20 protein-coding genes are annotated in these 20,803 nt (G+C 68.0%); 13 read left to right on the top strand and 7 right to left on the bottom strand.

What is annotated here, in order from left to right; all coding sequences use genetic code 11:
* The first annotated feature begins 22 nt into the window (after positions 1–22).
* The 3 genes from CAL11_RS09615 to CAL11_RS09600 all read left to right on the top strand — a co-directional run bounded on the left by CAL11_RS09615 (position 23) and on the right by CAL11_RS09600 (position 1,848).
* A complete protein-coding gene (locus tag CAL11_RS09615; RefSeq protein WP_033462298.1) occupies positions 23–949 on the top strand; it encodes a YicC/YloC family endoribonuclease in 927 nt (308 codons plus the stop codon).
* Positions 950–1,222: 273 nt separating this feature from the next.
* Positions 1,223–1,567 (top strand): type II toxin-antitoxin system RelE/ParE family toxin, encoded by a 345-nt coding sequence (locus CAL11_RS24345; RefSeq protein WP_157668847.1) that lies wholly within the window; start codon positions 1,223–1,225, stop codon positions 1,565–1,567.
* The gene (locus tag CAL11_RS09600) at positions 1,564–1,848 is read left to right on the top strand and encodes a helix-turn-helix domain-containing protein (RefSeq protein WP_003811141.1); all 285 of its coding nucleotides are present in this window, start codon (positions 1,564–1,566) and stop codon (positions 1,846–1,848) included. Before CAL11_RS24345 ends, CAL11_RS09600 begins: the two co-directional genes overlap by 4 nt.
* Before the next feature lie 58 nt (positions 1,849–1,906).
* Here the strand turns inward: CAL11_RS09600 and CAL11_RS09595 are convergent, their stop codons facing one another.
* The gene (locus tag CAL11_RS09595; protein ID WP_086092770.1) at positions 1,907–3,397 is read right to left on the bottom strand and encodes an AMP nucleosidase; all 1,491 of its coding nucleotides are present in this window, start codon (positions 3,395–3,397) and stop codon (positions 1,907–1,909) included.
* Between the two features lie 244 nt (positions 3,398–3,641).
* On the opposite strand from CAL11_RS09595, the gene CAL11_RS09590 reads away from it, so the two are divergent.
* Positions 3,642–4,241 carry a C40 family peptidase gene (locus tag CAL11_RS09590; RefSeq protein ID WP_086092769.1) on the top strand — a complete coding sequence of 200 codons (600 nt, stop codon included), beginning with the start codon at positions 3,642–3,644 and terminating at the stop codon, positions 4,239–4,241.
* A 4-nt stretch (positions 4,242–4,245) separates the two neighbouring features.
* Here CAL11_RS09590 and CAL11_RS09585 read toward each other — a convergent pair whose 3' ends face one another.
* Positions 4,246–5,016, bottom strand: a complete 771-nt coding sequence (locus CAL11_RS09585; RefSeq protein ID WP_003811135.1) for an SDR family oxidoreductase — start codon at positions 5,014–5,016, stop codon at positions 4,246–4,248.
* Positions 5,017–5,252: 236 nt separating this feature from the next.
* Between CAL11_RS09585 and CAL11_RS09580 the strand changes: the two genes are divergently transcribed.
* The 5 genes from CAL11_RS09580 to CAL11_RS09560 all read left to right on the top strand — a co-directional run bounded on the left by CAL11_RS09580 (position 5,253) and on the right by CAL11_RS09560 (position 10,201).
* A complete protein-coding gene (locus CAL11_RS09580) occupies positions 5,253–5,969 on the top strand; it encodes a c-type cytochrome (protein ID WP_086094543.1) in 717 nt (238 codons plus the stop codon).
* Positions 5,966–6,883 (top strand): c-type cytochrome, encoded by a 918-nt coding sequence (locus CAL11_RS09575; RefSeq protein WP_068925980.1) that lies wholly within the window; start codon positions 5,966–5,968, stop codon positions 6,881–6,883. The genes CAL11_RS09580 and CAL11_RS09575 overlap by 4 nt, the downstream gene beginning before the upstream one ends.
* A 136-nt stretch (positions 6,884–7,019) precedes the next feature.
* Positions 7,020–7,652, top strand: coding sequence for a guanylate kinase (gmk, locus tag CAL11_RS09570; RefSeq protein ID WP_164872511.1), 633 nt, complete (start codon positions 7,020–7,022; stop codon positions 7,650–7,652).
* A gap of 41 nt (positions 7,653–7,693) precedes the next feature.
* On the top strand, positions 7,694–7,897 hold the full coding sequence (gene rpoZ / locus CAL11_RS09565; RefSeq protein WP_003811126.1) for a DNA-directed RNA polymerase subunit omega: 204 nt from the start codon (positions 7,694–7,696) through the stop codon (positions 7,895–7,897).
* A gap of 24 nt (positions 7,898–7,921) precedes the next feature.
* On the top strand, positions 7,922–10,201 hold the full coding sequence (locus CAL11_RS09560) for a RelA/SpoT family protein (RefSeq protein WP_033462289.1): 2,280 nt from the start codon (positions 7,922–7,924) through the stop codon (positions 10,199–10,201).
* A gap of 12 nt (positions 10,202–10,213) precedes the next feature.
* Here CAL11_RS09560 and glnQ read toward each other — a convergent pair whose 3' ends face one another.
* The 3 genes from glnQ to glnH all read right to left on the bottom strand — a co-directional run bounded on the left by glnQ (position 10,214) and on the right by glnH (position 12,419).
* Complete coding sequence (gene glnQ, locus CAL11_RS09555) at positions 10,214–10,942, bottom strand: glutamine ABC transporter ATP-binding protein GlnQ (RefSeq protein ID WP_033462287.1); 729 nt, start codon at positions 10,940–10,942, stop codon at positions 10,214–10,216.
* A complete protein-coding gene (gene glnP, locus CAL11_RS09550) occupies positions 10,939–11,598 on the bottom strand; it encodes a glutamine ABC transporter permease GlnP (protein ID WP_033462284.1) in 660 nt (219 codons plus the stop codon). The genes glnQ and glnP overlap by 4 nt, the downstream gene beginning before the upstream one ends.
* Before the next feature lie 68 nt (positions 11,599–11,666).
* Positions 11,667–12,419 (bottom strand): glutamine ABC transporter substrate-binding protein GlnH, encoded by a 753-nt coding sequence (gene glnH, locus CAL11_RS09545; protein ID WP_033462282.1) that lies wholly within the window; start codon positions 12,417–12,419, stop codon positions 11,667–11,669.
* Between the two features lie 187 nt (positions 12,420–12,606).
* On the opposite strand from glnH, the gene CAL11_RS09540 reads away from it, so the two are divergent.
* A complete protein-coding gene (locus tag CAL11_RS09540) occupies positions 12,607–13,638 on the top strand; it encodes a C45 family autoproteolytic acyltransferase/hydolase (RefSeq protein ID WP_086092768.1) in 1,032 nt (343 codons plus the stop codon).
* Between the two features lie 13 nt (positions 13,639–13,651).
* Here CAL11_RS09540 and CAL11_RS09535 read toward each other — a convergent pair whose 3' ends face one another.
* Both CAL11_RS09535 and CAL11_RS09530 read right to left on the bottom strand, forming a co-directional pair.
* Positions 13,652–17,275 (bottom strand): hydantoinase B/oxoprolinase family protein, encoded by a 3,624-nt coding sequence (locus tag CAL11_RS09535; RefSeq protein WP_086092767.1) that lies wholly within the window; start codon positions 17,273–17,275, stop codon positions 13,652–13,654.
* Positions 17,276–17,353: 78 nt separating this feature from the next.
* On the bottom strand, positions 17,354–17,866 hold the full coding sequence (locus CAL11_RS09530; protein WP_033462277.1) for a winged helix DNA-binding protein: 513 nt from the start codon (positions 17,864–17,866) through the stop codon (positions 17,354–17,356).
* 143 nt (positions 17,867–18,009) lie between these two features.
* Between CAL11_RS09530 and CAL11_RS09525 the strand changes: the two genes are divergently transcribed.
* The 3 genes from CAL11_RS09525 to CAL11_RS09515 all read left to right on the top strand — a co-directional run bounded on the left by CAL11_RS09525 (position 18,010) and on the right by CAL11_RS09515 (position 20,797).
* Positions 18,010–18,942 carry a LysR family transcriptional regulator gene (locus tag CAL11_RS09525; RefSeq protein ID WP_033462275.1) on the top strand — a complete coding sequence of 311 codons (933 nt, stop codon included), beginning with the start codon at positions 18,010–18,012 and terminating at the stop codon, positions 18,940–18,942.
* Between the two features lie 164 nt (positions 18,943–19,106).
* On the top strand, positions 19,107–19,811 hold the full coding sequence (locus CAL11_RS09520; protein WP_050458068.1) for a DUF4286 family protein: 705 nt from the start codon (positions 19,107–19,109) through the stop codon (positions 19,809–19,811).
* 20 nt (positions 19,812–19,831) lie between these two features.
* Positions 19,832–20,797: a TRAP transporter substrate-binding protein gene (locus CAL11_RS09515; RefSeq protein WP_086094542.1), complete on the top strand. Its 966-nt coding sequence runs from the start codon at positions 19,832–19,834 to the stop codon at positions 20,795–20,797.
* The last annotated feature ends 6 nt before the right edge of the window (positions 20,798–20,803 follow it).

Genomic DNA, 20,803 nt, shown 5'->3' with positions numbered 1-20,803 from the left:
CGAATCACCCGGAAGCCTCCCCATGATCCGCAGCATGACTGCCTTCGGCAACGCCCGCGCCGACCTCGAGCAGGGCTCGCTCGCGCTCGAACTGCGCAGCGTCAACAGCCGCTACCTCGACCTGTATTTCCGCCTGCCCGACGAGCTGCGCCACGTCGAGACGCCGCTGCGCGAATTGCTGACCGCCAAGCTGGCGCGCGGCAAGGTCGAGGTGCGCGTGTCGTATACCCGCGCCGCCTCCACCGAGCTGGCCACGCTGGACCCGCAATGGCTGCGCTCGCTGGCCGTCCAGCTGGACAACGCGCGCGCCATCCTGCCCGAAGTGGCCGCGCCGCGCCTGGTCGAGCTGTTCAACTGGCCCGGCCAGCGCGGCAATGACGCGCTCGATCCGCAGGCCTGGGGCGCGGCCTGCATGCAGGCCGCCCAGCAGGCGCTGGCGCAAATGCAGGAAGGCCGCGCCCGCGAAGGCGAGCGCCTGGCCGCGATGATGCGCGAATGCGCCGACGGCGTCGGCCGCATCGTCGACGGCGTCGAAACCCACCTGCCCCAACTGCTGGCCGATCACCGCGAGAAGCTGGCGCTCAAGCTGCGCGAAGCCGTCGAATCGGCCTTCCCCGGCGGCTTCGCCCACATCACCGGGCCCGAACTGTCCGAGCGCCTGACGCAGGAAGCCACCCTCTTCGCGCTGCGCATCGACGTCGCCGAAGAACTCTCGCGCCTGCGCTCGCACCTCGAAGAACTGCGCCACCTGCTGGGCGACGGCCCGGCCAAGCCGCAAGCCAAGCGCGGCGGCAGCGCCGGCAAGCGCCTGGACTTCCTGTTCCAGGAAATGAACCGCGAGGCCAACACGCTGGGCTCCAAGGCCGGCAGCCTGGAAGTCACGCGCGCGGCGATGGATCTCAAGCTGCTGATCGAGCAGATGCGCGAACAGGCGCAGAACCTGGAGTGAGGCGACGGGAGGGCCCTGGCCTTCCCCCCCTGCCGCTTTGCCGCATCCGCCGCCACAGACTCCGAAGCGCCGCCTGATTGCCGCAAGAGACACTGCCAAATCGACCCAGAAATGGGTGACAAATTCGTCTCGGGCTCCTCAATCAGCCGGGTAGGTCTCAATACAATGCAGCCGACAGCATCGCCCCCTGCATAGACGGGGGCCCCTGAAATCCTTTTCAGTCGTTCTTGTTTCAACTAATCCATTGGATTAGAATGGAACATCTACGAAATCATGCACGGCATTGCTGAACTGCCCACCTACATTCGCTTGGCCGACAAGCTCTTGAGCCCGCAAGAGCGCCAAGACCTGATCGGCTATCCGGCCGCACATCCTGAAGCCGGAGACATCATGGAAGGCACGGGCGGCGTGCGCAAGCTGCGCTGGCACCGTGGCGGCCGAGGCAAAAGCGCAGGCGTGCGCGTCATCTACTACTACCACGATGACCTCATGCCACTGTATCTGCTGGCGCTCTTTGCCAAGGGCGACAAAGCCGATCTGACCAAAGCCGAGCGTAATGAGCTGGCCGCCCTGGTCGATGTGTTGGTGAACATCTGGAAAGGACGAGCGAAATCTTGAGCACTGCATTCAACAACATTAGGCAGGGCCTGTCGGAAGCGATCGCTCACGCCAAGGGCAATGTTCATGGCGTGCGCGTGCATCGCCCCCGCCAGGTCGATGTCAAGGCCGTGCGTGCCAAGGTGGGCATGACCCAGGAACAGTTCGCCGCCCAGTTCGGCTTCTCGCCCGCAACCCTGCGGCACTGGGAACGTGGCGACCGCACTCCCCGGGGGGCCGCGCTGGTTCTGCTCAACGTGATCGACCGGAATCCCCAGGCGGTGATCGAAGCGCTGGCCTGACTGTCACCGTTGGCGTGCGAGGAACCGCCGGCTTTATCGCAGCGCCCGCCGGCCGCGCCTACTGGAACGCCGTCTCCATGAAGGTGCGCAGTTTGCGCGACTGCAGCCGCTCCGGCGGCATTTCGCGCAGGCGCTCCAGCGCGCGGATGCCGATCTCCAGATGCTGGTTGACCTGGCGCCGGTAGAAGGCGCTGGCCATGCCGGGCAATTTGAGTTCGCCGTGCAGGGGCTTGTCGGACACGCACAGCAGCGTTCCGTACGGCACCCGGAAACGGAAGCCGTTGGCCGCGATGGTGGCCGATTCCATGTCCAGCGCAATGGCGCGCGACTGCGCGAACCGCTGCACCAGTTCGCCCTGGTCGCGCAGCTCCCAGTTGCGATTGTCGATGGTGGCCACCGTGCCGGTGCGCATGATGCGCTTGAGCTCCCACCCCGACAGGCCCGCCACCTCCTCGACCGCCTGCTCCAGCGCCACCTGCACCTCGGCCAGCGGCGGCACCGGCACCCAGGTCGGCAGGTCGGCGTCCAGCACGTGGTCCTCGCGCACGTAGCCGTGCGCCAGGACGTAGTCGCCCAGGCGCTGCGAATCGCGCAGGCCGGCGCAATGGCCCAGCATCAGCCAGGCATGCGGGCGCAGCACGGCGATGTGGTCGGTAATGGTCTTGGCGTTGGACGGCCCCACGCCGATATTGACCAGCGTGATGCCCGAATGATTGGGACGCACCAGGTGGTACGCCGGCATCTGCGGCAGGCGCACCGCCGCCGCCTCCACCGGCGCCTGTTCGCCGCGCCGCGTGATGCGGTTGCCCGGCTCGATCAGCGCGTCGTAGTCGCCGCCGCCGCTGGCCATCAGGCCGCGCGCCCACACGCAGAACTCGTCCACGTAGAACTGGTAGTTCGTGAACAGCACGAAATTCTGGAAGTGCGTGGGCGCGGTGGCCGTGTAGTGCTGCAGGCGATGCAGCGAATAATCCACCCGCGTGGCCGTGAACGGCGCCAGCGGCCGGGGCTCGCCAGGCTGGCCGCGCCACGAGCCATTGACGATGGCGTCGTCGGTAACCGCCAGGTCCGGTACATCGAACAGATCGCGCAGCGGACGCTTCAGGTTCTCGATATGCTCGCCTTCCACGTAGGTGCCGTCCGGAAAGGCGAAATGCAGCGGAATCGGCATGTCGGACTCGCCCACCTCCACCGGCACGCGGTGGTTCTGCAACAGCAGCCCGATCTGCTCGATGAGATAGTCGCGAAACAGATGCGGCTGCGTGATGGTCGTCTGGTACTCGCCCGGCTCGGCCACGTGCCCGTACGACAGGCGCGAATCGATCGGATCGTAGGTCCGCACGCCGATCCGGATGGCGGGATAGCAGGCGCGCACCCGTCCGGACAATTCTCGCCCGCCCACCACTTCGTGGAACAGCTCGCGCACGAACCCGGTATTGCGGCGGTACAGCTCGATCAGGCGGTCGGTGGCGGCGACCGCGCTGTCGAAGGCCTCGAACGGCACCGGGTCCGGGCAATGCAATTGAGCGATCGAATAGTCGGAGGGCATGGGCGAGGCGGATTCCGTAGTGGTACGACAGCTTGTCTGTTGCGTCGATTATGCCCCACCGGCGTGTCTCCGGCCGGACACCCGAGCGGCTACATGCGCTTGCCTCGATGCTGCAAGCCTTTGCAAATGTAATGGAATATTATTCCATTACAATGCTGCGCAGATCTCTCCGATTGGAGTGTCTTCGCCGCCGGCCCGCGCCTTGTCCAGCCATGCCGTCCACTGTCTTTCCCGAAGTGCCGTAATGACTCCCCCTACGCGAAAAGCCCGACTCCTGTCGCTGTCCCTGCCCGCCTTCCTGACCGCCCCGCTGCTCGCGCTGGGCCTGTCGCTCGCCCCCGATACCGCGCAAGCCGCGCTCTCGCCCAAGGCCCGTCCTTCGCTGCAAGGCCTGCGCCTGGCGGACGAACCCACCGTTCCCACCTTGCGCGACCGCGTCGTCCAGGCCGGCCTGGACGCCATCGGCACCCCCTACACCTGGGGCGGCGACGATCCCGACGACGGTTTCGATTGCAGCGGCCTGGTGCTGTTCGTATACCGCCAGACCGCCGGGCTGGAGCTGCCGCGCACCGCGCGCGCCCAGCGCGGCGCCGGCCGCACCGTGGCGCGCAAGAACCTGCGGCCGGGCGACCTGGTGTTCTTCTCGACCCGCGGCCGCGGCGTGACCTCGCATGTGGGCATCTATATCGGCCAGGACCAGTTCGTGCACGCCCCCACGCGCGGCTCCAAGGTCCGCGTCGACAGCATGGACAACAGCTACTGGAACAAGCGGTTCGTCGGCGCGCGCCGCTACCTCGACGCGCCCGCCACCGGCGGCGCCCTGCTGGCCGCCAGCGACAACTGACGACTCAGCCGCGCCCCACGAACGGCATGTTGGTGGCCATGATGGTCATGAACTGCACGTTCGTGTCCAGCGGCAGGCGCGCCATTTCGGCCACGGCGTGCGCCACGTGCGCCACGTCCATGCGCGGCTCCTGGCGGGTGCTGCCATCGGCCTGCAGGATGCCGGCGGCCATGCGCTCGGTCATCTCGGTGGCGGCGTTGCCGATGTCGATCTGCCCGCACGCGATGCCATAGGGCCGGCAGTCCAGCGAAATCGACTTGGTCAGGCCCGTGACCGCATGCTTGGTGGCGGTATAGGCGATCGAGAAAGGCCGCGGCGCATGCGCGGAAATCGAACCGTTGTTGATGATGCGCCCGCCCTGCGGCTGCTGCGCCTTCATCAGGCGGATCGCCGCCTGCGCGCACAGGAACATGCCGGTCAGGTTGGTATCCACCACGTCGCGCCAGGTCTCGACCGGCAATTCCTCGATGGGCACGGCCGGCGCGCCGCGCCCGGCATTGTTGAACAGCACGTCAAGCCGGCCGTAGGCGCGCTGCGTCTCGTCGAACAGCTCGCGCACCGATTCCTCGCGCGCCACGTCGGTCGGCACCACCAGCGCGCGCACGCCGTCCTCGCCGGCGGCAATGCGGGTCTGCTCCAGCGGCTCGCGGCGCCGGCCTGCCAGCACCACGCGATAGCCCTGTGCCAGGAATTCCAGCGCCACGGCACGGCCGATGCCCGTGCCCGCCCCCGTCACCAGTGCGACCTTGACGCCCGAATTAGCGTTGGCTTGCATGCCCATCTCCTCTTTTGTCACGTATTCGCCGCATCCTAACCCAATCGTCGGACAGGCGCTGAAAGTGCCCGTGACTTTTTCGGACGACTCCGTTCGACTGGGGATGAACCGTCGGGCTTCCAGTTAGGAAGCGGTCAGGAACGAGCCTATATAATTTTCCGATATTTGCTTATTACCCAAAAAGAATGGCCCTGGAAACCGGCATTGCCACAGCGCTTACCAAGGAGCAGGCATCCATGAACCTTCACCGGCAAGTCCGTCGCTGGCCCGCCCTGCCAACGCTGGCCCTCGCGGCCCTCTGTAGCCCGGCGGCGCACGCGCAGGCCGGCGCCGCCGACGCCGCCCGCATCGCCAGCCAGGGCGCCGACGGCGTGGCCGCCTGCGTCACCTGTCATGGCGCCAAGGGCGAAGGCAACCCGGCCGCCGGGTTCCCGAATCTGGCCGGCCTGGGCTCGGGCTATCTGTACGAGCAACTGACGGCGCTGGCCAATGGCTCGCGCGCCAACCCGGTCATGGCGCCCATCGCGAAAGGATTGAGCGACCCGCAGCGCCAGGCCCTGGCCCAGTACTACGCGGGCCTGCCCGCGCCCTTCGACGCCGACCAGCTGGCCGCCACCCACCTGGGCGAGCCCGCCAAGTCCGACGCCGGCGCCTGGCTGGCGGTGCGCGGCGCCTGGGACAAGAACGTGCCCGCCTGCAACCAGTGCCACGGCCCCGGCGGCATAGGGGTAGGCACGGCCTTCCCCGCGCTGGCCGGCCAGCCGGCCGCCTATATCGCCGGCCAGTTGCGCGCCTGGCGCCAGGGTCAGCGGCCGCCCGGCCCGCTGGCCTTGATGCCCGCCGTCGCCACCCGCCTGAGCGATGCCGAGATCGACGCGGTCTCGGCCTACTACGCCAACCTTCCCAAGCAGGCCGCCGCGCCCGCAGCGCCGCGACCGGAGGCCGCCAAATGAAGAACGCACCGATCCACCGACTCGCGCTGGCGGCGCTGCTGGCCGCCGCCATGCCGGCAGCGCAAGCCCAGGCCGCCGACGCCCCGCCCACGTTCACGCCGCCCGCGGCCGACGCCATTCCCGATAACGAGTTCGGCAAAGTGGTGCGCGAAGGCGAACAGATCTTCCTGCATACCCCCCAGCGCGCCGCCAAGTTCGTCGGCAACGACCTGACTTGCGCCAGTTGCCACCTGGACGCGGGCCGGCGCGCCGATTCCGCGCCCATGTGGGCGGCCTACGTGCTGTATCCAGCCTACCGGGCCAAGAACGAGCACGTCAACACGCTGGCCGAGCGCCTGCAAGGCTGTTTTCGCTACAGCATGAACGGCGAGGCGCCGCCGGCCGACGACCCGACACTGGTCGCCCTGCAGTCGTACATGTACTGGCTGGCGAGCAAGGCCCCCACCGGCGTCAAGCTGGCGGGCCAGGGCTATCGCAAGCTGCCGGCGCCGCCGCAAAAGCCCGACTACCTGCGCGGCAAGGCGGCCTACGCGCAATATTGCGCGGTCTGCCACGGGGCCGAAGGCCAGGGGCAGAGGAATGGCCAGCACTGGGTATTCCCGGCCCTCTGGGGCGAGCACTCGTTCAACTGGGGCGCGGGCATGCACCAGATCGGCAACGCGGCCGGCTTCATCAAGGCCAATATGCCGCTGGGCCAGGCCGGCCTGCTGAACGACCAGGAAGCCTGGGACGTGGCGTACTTCATGAACGCCCACGAGCGCCCGCAGGACCCCCGCTACAAGGGCTCGGTGGCGCAAACGCGCGCCAAGTACCACGATTCGGACGACTCCCTGTACGGGCTGGAAGTCAACGGCCATCTGCTGGGCAGCGAAGCGCCGCCGTCCGGCGGCAAGCTGCGGGCGGCCGCCAAGTAGGCGCCGCGAGGGCCTGCCGCCCATCCGAGGGGCTTTGCCGCCCTCGGCCGCCCCAAGGCGAAAAATCGGCCGGCCGCTCCCGGCGCGCCGGCCGATTTGCTATTCTTCGGTTCTGCCCCTTGTGTCGTTTTTGTCCATGTCCGCTCCCTCCGGCAATGTATTCATGGTCGTCGCTCCCAGCGGCGCCGGCAAGTCCAGCCTGGTTCGCGCCCTGCTCGACCGCGACCCCTCTCTCGTGCTGTCCATTTCGTGCACCACGCGCGCCCCGCGCCCCGGCGAGGAAGACGGCCGCGAATACCGCTTCGTCGACCAGGCGGAATTCGCCCGCCTGCGCGATGGGCAACAGTTGCTCGAATGGGCCGAGGTGCATGGCAATTTCTACGGCACCCCGCGCGACCGCATCGACGCGGCCACCCGCGCCGGCCACGATGTCCTGCTGGAGATCGACTGGCAGGGCGCGCGCCAGGTCAAGCAGCGCTACCCCGAGGCCATCGGCATATTCATCCTGCCGCCTTCCATCGACGAGCTGGAAAGCCGCCTGAAGGCCCGCGGCCAGGATGCGCCCCAGGTCATCGCGCGCCGCCTGCTGGCCGCCGGCGGCGAGATCGCGCACGCGCCTGAATGCGAATATGTTATTATTAATCAAGAATTTAGCGTAGCCCTGACGGAACTGGTGCAAATCATCAGTGCCGCGCGGCTGCGTTTTTCGTCCCAGGCCGTGCGCAACGCGCAGTTGTTCTCGCAACTGGGCATTCCCGCCGCGCACTGAGACGAACTCCCTTCCCTTTCCGTCAGCTCCAGGTATTTTCCATGGCCCGTATCACTGTCGAAGACTGTCTGAACCAGATTCCCAACCGCTTCAAGCTCACGCTGGCGGCGACCTATCGCGCCCGCGAACTGGCCCAGGGCCATGCGCCGCGTCTGGACAGCAAGGACAAACCCACGGTCACCGCGCTTCGGGAAATCGCCTCCGGTCTCACCGGCCTGGAAATGCTGCGCAAAGTCCCGACCTGATACCTACCCAGGGAGGCGGTGGCAATGGCTTTTCCCGGGCTGAAGTACGCCTCGTCAGGATTGCTTGCCGCGTTGCGCCTGGGACGGCGCACCGGTAAGAAAGGCCGCACGCCCCCCTCCCCGTCTCCCGGCGCCCAGGAAGCCGTCGACGCGGCCGCCTCGCCGGTCGCCTCGCTGGCGCCGCTGACCGAGATCATCAGCACCTACCTCGATCCCAAAGAGGTCGAACGCGTGCGCGAGGCCTACCGCTTCGCCGACCAGGCCCACCTGGGCCAGTTCCGCGCCAGCGGCGCGCCGTACATTTCCCACCCCATCGCCGTCACCGAGATCTGCGCCGGCTGGAAGCTGGACGCCAATGCGCTGTCGGCCGCCCTGCTGCACGACGTGATGGAAGACCAGGGCGTGGGCAAGCACGAGCTGGCCGAGAAGTTCAGCCCCGAAGTCGCCGAACTGGTCGACGGCCTGTCCAAGCTGGACCGGCTCGACTTCGCGACCAAGGCCGAGCAGCAGGCCGAGAGCTTTCGCAAGATGCTGCTGGCCATGGCGCGCGACGTGCGCGTCATCCTGATCAAGCTGGCCGACCGCCTGCACAACATGCGCACGCTGGATGCGGTCAACCCCGAGAAGCGCCGCCGCATCGCCCGCGAAACCCTGGAAATCTACGCCCCGATCGCGCACCGGCTGGGCCTGAACCTGTTGTTTCGCGAACTGCAGGACCTGTGCTTCGCGGCGATGTACCCCAACCGCTACCAGGTGCTGTATCGCGCCGTGCTGGCGGCCCGCGGCAACCGGCGCGAGGTCATCAGCAAGATCGAGGACGCCGTGCGCGCGGCGCTGCCGGCCGCCGGCATCGAGGCCGAGGTGACCGGCCGCGAGAAGACGCTGTACGGCGTCTACCGCAAGATGACCGAGCAGAAGAAATCGTTTTCCGAAGTGCTGGATATCTACGGTTTCCGCGTCATCGTCCATACCCTGCCCGAGTGCTACCTGGCCCTGGGCACGCTGCACCAGCTGTACCGGCCGGTGCCGGGCAAGTTCAAGGACTACATCGCCATCCCCAAGGTCAACGGCTACCAGTCCTTGCACACCACCCTGGTAGGCCCGTACGGCACGCCGGTGGAGTTCCAGTTCCGCACGCGCGACATGCACCACATCGCCGAGGAAGGCGTGGCCTCGCACTGGCTCTACAAGGATGCCGACCTGACGCTCAACGAGCTGCAGAAGCGCACCCACCAGTGGCTGCAGTCGCTGCTCGACATCCAGAGCCAGACCGGCGATTCGGGCGAGTTCCTCGAACACGTCAAGGTCGATCTGTTCCCTGACGCGGTCTATGTCTTCACGCCGCGCGGCAAGATCATTTCCCTGCCGCGCGGCGCCACGCCGGTCGACTTCGCCTACGCCATCCATACCGACATCGGCAACCAGGCGGTCGCCGCCAAGGTCAATGGCGAGTTCGTGCCGCTGCGCACCGAGCTCAGCAGCGGCGACACGGTCGAAATCATCACTTCGCCAGCCTCGCGCCCGAACGCGCAATGGCTCAACTATGTGCGCACCGGCCGCGCCCGCTCGGAAATCCGCCATTACCTGCGGACCGTGAAGTACGAGGAGTCCGTGGCCTTCGGCGAACGCCTGCTCGAACAGGCCATGATCGAGCTGCACCTGCCCATGCCCAGCGCCGACGATCCGCAATGGGACAAGCTGGCGCGCAGCTCGGGCGCCAGCTCGCGCGATGAAATCCTGGCCGATATCGGCCTGGGCAAGCGCCTGGCCGCCGTGGTGGCGCGGCGCTTCGCGCCCGAACACGATCTCATCGCCACCACCGCCGCCGCCGTGGACCAGATCACCTCGGCGCGCGCCGCGCCCATCCTGATCCAGGGCAGCGAAGGCCAGGCGGTGCAGCTGGCGCCGTGCTGCGGCCCGCTGCCCGGCGACCCCATCATCGCCGGCATGCGGCTGGGCCACGGCCTGGTCGTGCACACCTCCGATTGTCCGGTCGCGCTGCGCGCCCGCGCGCGCGAACCCGAGCGCTGGATCAACGTGGCCTGGGACGCCCAGACCGCCAAGCACCTGCCCACGCGCCTGGACATCGTCACGCGCAACGAGCGCGGCGTGCTGGGCCGCCTGGCGGCCGAAGTCACGGCGGCCGACGCCAATATCGTGCATGTCACGATGCACGACGACGCGGTATCCACGGTCTCGCTGCACCTGACGGTGCAGGTGGACAGCCGCAAGCATCTGGCGCAGGTCATCCGCGCCATCCGGCACGTGCCGCAGGTCCAGAAGATCGTACGCGTCAAGGGCTGAGCGGCGCGCCGCTCAGGATACGTGCTGCAGGAAGTCCTTCAGCCGCTGGCTGGGCGGATTGGACAGCAGTTCGGCCGGCGGCCCGTCGTGCGCGATCTTGCCGCAATCGATGAAGATCAGGCGGCTGCCCACCTTGCGCGCGAACTCCATTTCGTGCGTGACCACGATCATGGTCATGCCCTCCTCGGCCAGATCGCGCATCACCTTCAATACTTCGTGGCGCAGCTCCGGGTCGAGCGCCGAGGTCGGCTCGTCGAACAGCATCAGCTTGGGCTTGATGGCCAGCGCGCGGGCGATGGCCACGCGTTGTTGCTGGCCGCCCGACAACTCGGACGGATAGTGGTTCATGCGTTCGGCCAGCCCCACCTTGCCCAGCAGTTCCTCGGCCTGCCGGCGCGCCTCGGCGCGCGCGGCGCCGCGCGTATGCAGCGGGCCGAACATGACGTTCTCCAGCGCCGTCATCTGCGGAAACAGGTTGAATTGCTGGAACACCATGCCCGCCTCGCGCCGGATCTCGCGCACCTGGGCGGCGTCCCCCTTGACGCTTTGCCCGCCGACCAGCAGGTCGCCGTCGTTGATGGTCTCCAGCACGTTGATGCAGCGCAGGAAGGTGGACTTGCCCGATCCGGACGGCCCGACCACCACCACCACTTCGCCCGCGTCGATATCCAGCGTGATGCCGTCGAGCACCGTCGAATCGCCGAACTTCTTGGTGACATTGTGGAATTCGACCATGCTCATAGTATGCGCATCCTTTTCTCCAGCATCCGCAGGCCCAGGGCCATCGTCCCGGTAAGGATCAGGTACACGATGGCCACCGCCGACCAGATCTCGACCGCGCGGAAATTGCTGGCCATGATTTCCTGGCCCTGGCGCGTCAGTTCGGCCACGCCGATCACGATGAACAGGGAAGAATCCTTCAGGCTGATGATGCACTGGTTGCCCAGCGGGGGAATCATGCGGCGGAAAGCGACCGGGCCGATGATGTACAGCAGGATCTTGTAGAACGGCAGGCCCATCGCCTGCCCGGCCTCCTTCAGGCCCTTGTGCACCGACAGCAGCGAGCCGCGCACGATCTCGGCGATGTACGCCCCGGAGTTGATGATCAGCGTGGCGATCGCCGCCGCCACGGCGTCGACGCGCATGCCTTCGATCATCAGCGGCAAGGCGAAGTAGATGAACATCACCTGCACCACGATGGGCGTGCCGCGGATCACGGCCACGTATACCTGCGCCAGCCCAGCCAGCCACAGCGGCCCGTAGGCCCGGGCCACCCCGACCAGGGCGCCCACCACGAAGCCGCCCACCAGCCCCCAGAAAGTGATCTTGACGGTCATCAACGTGCCGTCAAGCAGATTGGGCAATGCCGTCCCGATTACCGACCAATCGAAATCCACAGTCTTCCCCCTGCCAGCGGATGCGGGTCAGGCCGGCGCCATGCGCCGGCCCGCGGATGCCAGCCGGCTCAGGGCTGCTTGCCGAACCACTTGGTGTAGATGGCGTCGTACTGGCCGTTGGCTTTCAGCGTGGCCAGCGCCTTGTTCACCTGCGGCACCAGTTCGCTGCCCTTGGGGAAGGCGATGCCGTAGAAGTCGCCGCTCTTGACCGTGCCGACCACCTTCACGCGGCCCTTGCCCGCCGTGTTGGCGTAGTACTGCACGTTGGGCGTGTCATGCACGGCCGCGTCGACGCGGCCGGTGGCCAGTTCGAGATAGGCGTTGTCGATATTGGGGAACAGCTTCAGCTTGGCGTCGGGCACCTGCGACTTCATGAAGTCGACCGTGGCGGTGCCGGTCTTGACGGCCACGCTCTTGCCGGAGAGGTCCTTGGCCGCCTTGATGCTGTCGTTCTTCTCGCTGACCAGGATGGCCAGCCCGCTCTCATAGTAGGGATCGGAGAAGTCGATGACCTTCTTGCGGTCGTCCCGGATCGTGATGCCGGCAAGCGCCGCATCGATGTTCCTGGTCTGCAGGCCGGGGATGATGCCGTTGAAATCCATGGGCTGCAGCTTGTACTTCAGGTTCAGCTCCTTGGCGATGGCCGCCCACAGATCAATGTCGAAGCCGGTATAGGTGTTGCCCTGCTTGAACTCGAACGGCACGAACGCGGTGTCGGTGGCGACCACCAGTTCCTTGCCCTGGGCCGATGCCGTGGACACGGCGCCCAGCAGGGCCGCCGACGCGCCGATCAGTACGGCCGCAACTTTCGCTTTGATCATGGAACTCTCCTCTTGGGGTCTGCTCAGGCCCCAGCCATTTGTTGTAAGGGGCTACCATCTCCGAGTCCGTGCCGCATGGGTAATCCGGCGCGGACCTGCGGATCATCTTAACGCATACGTCCCCCGCCGCCATCCCCCCGCGGGTCATTACAATCAAAGCAGAAGCGACCCACGACAGGAGCTTGCCATGGCTTTCAAACCCGTCAGCATCACCGGTACGCGGCGCCAGACCGGCCAGGCGCTGGGCAAGCTGGCGCGCCCGCTCATGGCCACCTACCTGGCGCAGAGCACCGTCTGGGCCGCGCTGCGTCCCTGGCGCGGCCACGCCTACCTGGAAGCCCTGGCGCACGAAGCCAGCCAGGCCCTGCCGGAAATCTGGGACGAACTCGAAGGGCTGGCCGAAGGCCTGCGCATGCCGCCTGTCGACACCCTGCTGTGGAACTGCCGCGGCGACCTGCTGCACAAGACCTCGGACGGCTGCACATCGATCGCATGGCGCGGCGACGAAGACGCACGCTGGATCGCGCACAACGAAGACGGCGATCCCTTCCTGTACGGCCGCTGCCACATGGTGGACGTGCGGCCGGACGACGCCCCCGGCTATATCGGCTTCTACTATCCCGGCTCGCTGCCCGGCCATACCTTTGCCGCCAACCGCGCCGGGCTGGTGCAGACGATCAACAATGTGCGCATTCGCCAGCGGCACGCCGGCGTGCCGCGCATGCTGCTGGCGCGCGCGGTGCTCGACTGCGTCACGCTGGACGACGCGCTGGCGGTGCTGCGCGACCATCCGCGCGCCGGCGGCTTTCACCACACGCTGGGCGCGGCCGGCGACCCGCGCCTCTACAGCGTCGAAGCGTCGCCGGCGGCCTGCTCGATCGGCGATATCGCGCGCGGCAACGGGCATGCCAACCACCTGGTGCATCCCGGCGGCGAGGCCATCGGCCAGGTGATCACCGATTCGTCGCGCAGCCGCCAGCGCCGCCTCGAGAACCTGATGGACCACTGGCAGCCACCCGTCGACGGCGCGCGCCTGGTCGCCACGCTGCTTGACCGCGAAGGCGAGCTGCCGATCCTGCGCTGCGCCGCCGACGACCCCGACGAGGAAAACACGCTGGCCACCGCCCTGTTCGAAATGCGCGATGGCGGGCTGACCCTGCAGGTCCATGACCGGCGCAGCCAGCCCGCCTTGCGCGTGACGGTGTGTCCGGCCGCGTGAATCCGGCGCCCGCTCAGGCCGGGCCGTAGCCTCCTCCGCCGGGCGTCTCGACGACAAACACGTCGCCGGCGGCCAGTTCCGTGCTGTCCTGCGGGCCCAGGGGCTCGACGCGGCCGTCGGCGCGTTCCACGTAGTTGCGCCCCATCGCCCCCTGCGCGCCGCCCGCCAGGCCGAACGGCGCATGGCGGCGGTTGTTCGACAGGATGGCGGCCGTCATGGGCTCCAGGAAGCGCACCCGGCGCACGCCCCCGTCGCCGCCGCGATAGCGGCCGGCCCCGCCCGACCCATGGCGGATCTCGTACGACTCCAGCCGCACCGGAAAGCGTAGCTCCAGTACTTCGGGATCGGTCAGGCGCGAATTGGTCATGTGCGCCTGCACCACCGACGTGCCGGCAAAGCCGGCATCCCCGGGGCCCGTCGCGTCGATGCGCAGCGGCCCGGCGCCCGTGCCGCCCGAGATGGTCTCGTAGTATTGGTAGCGCGCGTTGCCGAACGTGAAGTTGTTCATGGTGCCCTGGCTGGCCGCCAGCACGCCCAGCGCGCCATACAGCGCATTGACGATGCACATCGAAGTCTCGACGTTGCCCGCTACCACCGACGCGGGCGGATTCGGACGCAGCATCGAGCCCTCCGGGATGATGATCTCCAGCGGCTTGAGGCAGCCCGCGTTCAGCGGGATCTCGTCATCGACCAGGGTCCGGAACACATACAGCACCGCCGCCACCGCGATCGCGCCCGGCGCGTTGAAGTTGTTCTCCAGCTGATCCGAGGTCCCGGTGAAATCGACGACCGCGCTGCGCGCCTGGCGGTCCACGCGCACGGCCACCTCGATGACCGCGCCGTTGTCCAGCCGGTAGGTGTAGCGCCCGTCCCTCAGCACCGAGATCACGCGCCGCACCGCTTCCTCGGCGTTGTCCTGCACATGTCCCATGTAGGCCCGCACCACGTCCAGGCCGAAGTGGTCGCACATGCGCAGCAGCTCCTGCACGCCCTTCTCGTTGGCGGCGATCTGCGCGTGCAGGTCGGCGATGTTCTGGTCCGGGTTGCGCGCCGGCCAGCGCCCGGAGGCCAGGATCTCGCGCGCCTCGCGGTCGCGGAATTCGCCGTTGCCGACCAGCTGGAAATTGGTGAACAGCACGCCTTCGTCTTCCACCGTCCGGGAGTCCGGCGGCATCGAGCCCGGCGTCGTTCCGCCTATGTCGGCATGGTGGCCGCGCGAGCCCACGAAGAACAGGATATCCCGGCCGGCGCGGTCGAACACCGGCGTGATGACCGTCACGTCGGGCAGGTGCGTGCCGCCGTGGTACGGATCGTTGACGACGTAGGCGTCGCCCGGCCGCATGCGCGACGCATTGGCGCGCATTACCGTCTTGATCGATTCGCCCATCGAGCCCAGGTGCACCGGCATGTGCGGCGCGTTGGCGATCAGGTTGCCCTCGGCGTCGAAGATGGCGCACGAGAAGTCCAGGCGCTCCTTGATGTTGACCGAATAGGCGGTGTTCTGCAGGCGGTACCCCATCTGCTCGGCGATCGACATGAACAGATTGTTGAAGACCTCCAGCATGACCGGGTCGGCCTGCGTGCCGATGGCGCGGCGCTGCGCGCGCGCCTCCACGCGCCTGAGCACCAGGTGGTCGCGCGGCGTCACCTCGGCCTGCCAGCCCGGCTCGATCACGGTGGTCTGGTTCGGCTCGGAGATGATGGCCGGCCCGGCCATCACGTCGCCGGGCGCCAGGTCTTCGCGCACGTACAGGGGCGTCTCGCGCCACTGTCCGGCGCTGAACATGCGTACCGTGCGGCGCGCCGCCAGCGGCGCGGCGCGCATGCGCGTCACCGGCGCCTCGATGGCGGCCTCGCCGCCGCCCGTGGCCTCGACCGAAATGGTCTCGACCACCAGTTCGCGATCGGGCATCAGGAACGAGTAGCGCTGGCGGTAGCCTGCCTCGAACGCCGCGCGCACCTGCTCCAGCGGGCCGAACGCGACCTCCAGCGCGGTGTCGGTGCCGCGGTACTTCAGGTGCAGGCGTCGCTGCACCGCCACCTTGTCGGCCGGCACGTGCTGGCGCAGAAGCTCCGCGCCGGCCTGCCCGGCCAGTTCGTCCAGGCCGGCCTCCAGCTGCGCCATCAGCGCGGCATCGAGCACCTGCTCCACGGTCTTCTGGCGCATTTCCGTCTGGTCGGCCAGCCCCATGCCATAGGCCGACAGCACGCCGCCCAGCGGATGGGCGAACACCGTCGTCATGCCCAGCGCGTCGGCCACCAGGCAGGCATGCTGGCCGCCGGCGCCGCCGAAAGTGGTCAGCGCATACCCGGTCACGTCGTGGCCGCGCTGCACCGAAATGCGCTTGATCGCCTCGGCCATGTTGCCCACGGCGATCTCCAGGAACCCTTCGGCCAGTTGCTCGGCGCTCATCTCGCGCCCGGTGGCCGCCCGCACCTCGTCGGCCATGGCCGAGAAGCGCGCGCGCACCACCGCCACGTCCAGCGGTTGGTCGGCGTCCGGGCCGAACACGCTGGGAAAGAAATCGGGCTGGATCTTGCCCAGCAGGACGTTGCAGTCGGTCACCGCCAGCGGGCCGCCGCGCCGGTAGCAGGCCGGCCCCGGACTGGCCCCGGCCGAATCGGGGCCGACGCGCAGGCGGGCGCCGTCGAAATGCAGGATGGAGCCCCCGCCGGCCGCCACGGTATGGATGCTCATCATCGGCGCGCGCATGCGCACGCCGGCCACCAGCGTCTCGAACTCGCGCTCGAACTCGCCGGCGTAGTGCGACACGTCGGTGGACGTACCGCCCATGTCGAAGCCGATCACGCGGTCAAAGCCCGCCAGCTCGCTGGTGCGCACCATGCCGACGATGCCGCCGGCCGGACCGGACAGGATGGCGTCCTTGCCGCGGAAACGGTGCGCGTCGGTCAGGCCGCCGCTGGATTGCATGAACATCAGCCGCACGCCCGGCAGCTCGCTGCCCACCTGCTCGACATAGCGCATGAGGATGGGCGACAGGTAGGCATCGACCACCGTGGTGTCGCCGCGCGAGACAAACTTGATCAGCGGACTGGCCTCGTGCGAGGTCGACACCTGGGTAAAGCCGACCTCTCGCGCGATGGCGGCGGCGCGTTGCTCGTGGACGCCTTCCTTCCAGGCGTGCATGAACACGATGGCGACGGCGCGGATGCCGTCGTCGAACACGCGCCGCAGGTCGGCGCGCAGGCCGTCCTCCTCCAGCGCGCGCACCACCGTGCCATCGGCGTCGAGCCGCTCGTCGGCCTCGACCACCGTTTCGTACAGCATCTCGGGCAGTTGCACGTTGCGGTCGAACAGGCGCGGCCGGTTCTGGTAGGCGATGCGCAGCGCGTCGCGAAATCCGCGCGTGGTCACCAGCAGGGTGCGCTCGCCCTTGCGTTCGAGCAAGGCATTGGTCGCCACCGTGGTGCCCATCTTGACGCACTCGACCTGGTCGGCCGGCACCGGCTGGCCCGGCGCGATGCCCAGCAGCTTGCGGATGCCGGCCACCGCCGCGTCGCGATACTGTTCGGGATTCTCCGACAGCATCTTGGCGGTCACGGTGGCGCCGTCTGGCCGGCGCGCCACGATATCGGTGAACGTGCCCCCACGGTCAACCCAGAATTGCCACTTCATAGCGTCCTCGGATCTACAGGCGTAACAGGTGAAAAGGCCGCGCCCCGCCCGGCGGGCGCGCGCCGATGCATGATGGATTTACAGCGAGGTGGCCGCCCGCGCGGCCTGGTCGTACAGCCCCGACAGCGAACGCAGGGTATGCGCCAGCTGGCGCGTGAACTCCAGCCCGCCGGCCGCGCCCGCCTCCAGCCCGTCGAGCAGGCATTGCTCGCGCACTTCGGCGTAGCGCTTGATGATTCCGGCCCCCTTCGGCGTGACGCTGTAGAACACCTCCTTGCCGCTGCGATCGCCGCGCACCACGTCGTGGCGCTCCAGCTTCTTGAGCGAATAGCTGACGATGTGCGTATCCTCGACGTTCAGCGTGAAGCAGATGTCGGCCAGCTTCTTGGGACGCTGGCGGTGATACACGTGGTGCATCACCATGACGTCGTTGGCGGTCAGGTCCGGCAGGCCGGCGGCCGCCATGCAGCGCACCGTCCAGCGGTTGAAGGCGTGGCTGGCGATCATCAGGCCGAACTCGACCTCGGACAGATCGGGCGCGCGGCCGCTGGCCAGATGGGCGGAGGAAGCGATCAGGGGCGTGCTGCTCATGACGGGTGGCCGGAAGTTCTTGTAGACGAAATACTAATAATTTATCTATATTTCATCAACAAAAAACACACAGCAATGCCTGGCCGAAGCACTGGGGATTACCCGCACGGTCCGGCCGCCGCGGCTCGCGTACGGGGGATGCCATGAATATCCGCTTTCTCGAAACCTTCATCTGGGTCGCCCAGCTACGCAGCTTCAAGGCCGCCGCGGGCAAGCTGAACCTGACCCAGGCCGCCATCTCGGGACGCATCGCCGCGCTCGAAAACGACCTGGGCGAACTGCTGTTCGAACGGGGCAGCCGCGATACGCGGCTGACGCCGGCCGGCCGCACCCTGCTCGACTATGCCCAGCGCATGCTCGACACCGACCACGCCATGCGCCAGGCCCTGCGCGGCAGCGCAACCCTGCGCGGCCGCGTGCGCCTGGGCGTGGTCGAATCCATCGTCCATACCTGGTTCACGCCATTCATCCGCCGCCTGTCGCAGGCGCACCCGGAACTGGAGATCGAGCTGACCGCCGAATCGACCCGGCGGCTGCAGGACCTGCTCAAGCACGGCAGCATCGACGTCGCCCTGCAGACCGACCCCATCGTGGGCGACGATGTGCGCAACCGCGACATGGGCATGCTGAAGATGGGCTGGATCTGCAGCCCGACGGCGGGCATTCCCGCGCAGGCCAGCGTCGCCGAACTGGCCACCCATTCCCTGGTCACCTTTCCGCGCCATTCGCAGCCGCACCTGCAGCTGCTCGATGTGCTGGACGCGGCAGGCGTACAGGCCGGGCGCATCCATTTCGTCTCGTCCATCGCCGCGTGCACCCAATTCATCGAGGCGGGCCTGGGCGCGGCCACGCTGCCCCTGGCCGCCGTGCGCGCCGGCCTGGCCGCGGGGCGCTACCGGCAAGTGTGCTGTACGCCGGACCTGCCGCATCTGCGATTGGTGGCCAGCTGGCGCCCGGACCGCGTGGCCGGCCTGGCCGAGGCGGTGGTCCGGCTGGCCCTGGACGAGATGCGCCTGTACGCGCGGCACAACGACGACGCGCTGCCGCCGCTCGACAGCGGCGTGCTGGCGCTGTGAAGCCCGAGCACGCCGTCTTGGGGGTTTTCCCCAGCGCGGCAAGACGGCCCGAGCGGCGGCGGCCCCCCGCCACGCGGGCCGCGCGCGCGATAACTTTTTCTTAATCCGCCGCACCGGAATAAACCGTTTGTCGCTACCGGCGCCGGTGCCGAGAATCAGCCTCCATGACGGCCCCTCCAGGCCGCGCGATGGAGAAACACGTGGCAGCACCAATCCGGCAAGACCGCGACGCCATGGGCGAACTGTTCATCTGGACGGACATCGACCCTGCGCACGAAGAAGACTTCAACCAGTGGTACGACCGTGAACACATGGCCGAGCGCGCCGGCATCGCGGGCTTTCGCTGGGCCCGCCGCTATCGCTCGCAGCACGGCCTGCGGCGCTACCTGGCGCTGTACCGCACCGAGGACCTGCACGTATTCGGCAGCGCCGCGTACCGACAGGCATTCGAACACCAGACGCCGTGGTCGCTGGCCAATTTCGCGCGCATGCGCGACACCAATCGCCGCGTCATGATTGTTTCGCCGCTGGCGGGCGCCGGCACCGGCGCGGCGCTGGGCCTGCTGCGCCTGGGCAGCGTCGAGCTCGCCGCCCGCGCCGCCGCACTGGCCGCCAGCGCGCACGAAATCGAAGGCGTCCTGGCGCTGCGCGTGCTGACCCCCGATCCGCAGCTGTCCACCCCGCTGCCTTCCGAAGACCCCGCCGCGCGCGTGCTCGACCCCGTCCTGATCATCGACGCGACCACCGAACCGGCCGCCGCCGCCGCCACCCGCTTGCTGGCCGAACAGCTGGAACTGCCCACCGACGGCATCCAGACCTTCCACTTGCTGTGGGACCTGCGCGCGGACGATCTGCGCGCCGCCCCTTGAACCTGCCCCAGGAGACCGCCATGAAAACGCCCTTCGCCGTACTTGCCGCCGCCCTCGCCTTCTCGGCTGGCGCGCAAGCCGCCACCAGCTGGACCATGACGGCTGAGCAGCCCGACGCCAACTACCTGACCCAGAATGCGCGCCAGTTCGCCGACGAGGTCAAGGCCGCCACCGCCGGCGCGCTGGAGATCAAGGTGCAGTCCAACAGCACCCTGCTCAAGCGCCCCGAAGTCAAGCGCGGCGTGCAGCAAGGCGTGGTGCAGATCGGCGAGGTGCTGGTCTCGGCGCTGGGCAACGAAGACCCCTTGTTCGAAATCGACAGCGTCCCGTTCCTGGCGTCCTCCTTCGACGAATCGGAAAAACTGTGGAAGGCCACGCGACCCCTGCTGGCCCAGCGCCTGGACAAGCAGGGCATCGTGCTGGTGTACGGTTCGCCCTGGCCCCCGCAGGGCATCTACACCAAGAAGCCGGTGGCCGCGCTGGCCGACCTGAAGGGCACACGTTTCCGCGCCTACAGCGCCTCGACCAGCCACATGGCCGCGCTGATGGGCGCGGTGCCCACCACCGTGCAAACGCCCGAAGTCCCGCAGGCCTTCTCGACCGGCGTGATCGACGCCATGCTCACCTCGCCGGCCACCGGCGTGGACAGCCAGGCCTGGGACTACGTCAAGTACTACTACGATGCCCAGGCATTCATCCCCCAGAGTTTCGTCATCGCCAACAAGCGGGCCTTCCAGCGCCTGCCCGCCGAAGTGCGGCAGGCGGTCCTGGACGCCGGCGCCAAGGCCGAAATCCGGGGCTGGCAGACCGCGCGCGCCAAGACCCGCGAACTCACCGACACCCTGGCGCGCAACGGCATGACCGTCGAGCCGCTGCCCCCGCAACTGGCCAAGGAACTGCAGGCCATCGGCACGGCCATGGTCTCGGACTGGAGCAAGAAGGCCGGCACCGAAGGCCAGCAATTGCTGGATGCCTACCGCAAGTAAGCCGGA

This window comes from Bordetella genomosp. 6, assembly GCF_002119705.1.
GTDB classification, from domain to species: domain Bacteria; phylum Pseudomonadota; class Gammaproteobacteria; order Burkholderiales; family Burkholderiaceae_B; genus Bordetella; species Bordetella bronchiseptica_F.
Note: the sequence above shows the minus strand (reverse complement) of the source record. Positions and strands in the feature narration are given on the sequence as shown.

What these genes read in the sequence shown, in the direction of transcription:
- CAL11_RS09615 (WP_033462298.1), top strand. Translation starts at nt 23, where the DNA reads ATGATCCGCAGCATGACTGCCTTCGGCAACGCCCGCGCCGACCTCGAG.
- CAL11_RS24345 (WP_157668847.1), top strand. Translation starts at nt 1,223, where the DNA reads ATGCACGGCATTGCTGAACTGCCCACCTACATTCGCTTGGCCGACAAG.
- CAL11_RS09595 (WP_086092770.1), bottom strand. Translation starts at nt 3,397, where the DNA reads ATGCCCTCCGACTATTCGATCGCTCAATTGCATTGCCCGGACCCGGTG.
- CAL11_RS09590 (WP_086092769.1), top strand. Translation starts at nt 3,642, where the DNA reads ATGACTCCCCCTACGCGAAAAGCCCGACTCCTGTCGCTGTCCCTGCCC.
- CAL11_RS09585 (WP_003811135.1), bottom strand. Translation starts at nt 5,016, where the DNA reads ATGCAAGCCAACGCTAATTCGGGCGTCAAGGTCGCACTGGTGACGGGG.
- CAL11_RS09580 (WP_086094543.1), top strand. Translation starts at nt 5,253, where the DNA reads ATGAACCTTCACCGGCAAGTCCGTCGCTGGCCCGCCCTGCCAACGCTG.
- CAL11_RS09575 (WP_068925980.1), top strand. Translation starts at nt 5,966, where the DNA reads ATGAAGAACGCACCGATCCACCGACTCGCGCTGGCGGCGCTGCTGGCC.
- gmk (WP_164872511.1), top strand. Translation starts at nt 7,020, where the DNA reads ATGTCCGCTCCCTCCGGCAATGTATTCATGGTCGTCGCTCCCAGCGGC.
- rpoZ (WP_003811126.1), top strand. Translation starts at nt 7,694, where the DNA reads ATGGCCCGTATCACTGTCGAAGACTGTCTGAACCAGATTCCCAACCGC.
- CAL11_RS09560 (WP_033462289.1), top strand. Translation starts at nt 7,922, where the DNA reads ATGGCTTTTCCCGGGCTGAAGTACGCCTCGTCAGGATTGCTTGCCGCG.
- glnQ (WP_033462287.1), bottom strand. Translation starts at nt 10,942, where the DNA reads ATGAGCATGGTCGAATTCCACAATGTCACCAAGAAGTTCGGCGATTCG.
- glnH (WP_033462282.1), bottom strand. Translation starts at nt 12,419, where the DNA reads ATGATCAAAGCGAAAGTTGCGGCCGTACTGATCGGCGCGTCGGCGGCC.
- CAL11_RS09540 (WP_086092768.1), top strand. Translation starts at nt 12,607, where the DNA reads ATGGCTTTCAAACCCGTCAGCATCACCGGTACGCGGCGCCAGACCGGC.
- CAL11_RS09535 (WP_086092767.1), bottom strand. Translation starts at nt 17,275, where the DNA reads ATGAAGTGGCAATTCTGGGTTGACCGTGGGGGCACGTTCACCGATATC.
- CAL11_RS09530 (WP_033462277.1), bottom strand. Translation starts at nt 17,866, where the DNA reads ATGAGCAGCACGCCCCTGATCGCTTCCTCCGCCCATCTGGCCAGCGGC.
- CAL11_RS09525 (WP_033462275.1), top strand. Translation starts at nt 18,010, where the DNA reads ATGAATATCCGCTTTCTCGAAACCTTCATCTGGGTCGCCCAGCTACGC.
- CAL11_RS09520 (WP_050458068.1), top strand. Translation starts at nt 19,107, where the DNA reads ATGACGGCCCCTCCAGGCCGCGCGATGGAGAAACACGTGGCAGCACCA.
- CAL11_RS09515 (WP_086094542.1), top strand. Translation starts at nt 19,832, where the DNA reads ATGAAAACGCCCTTCGCCGTACTTGCCGCCGCCCTCGCCTTCTCGGCT.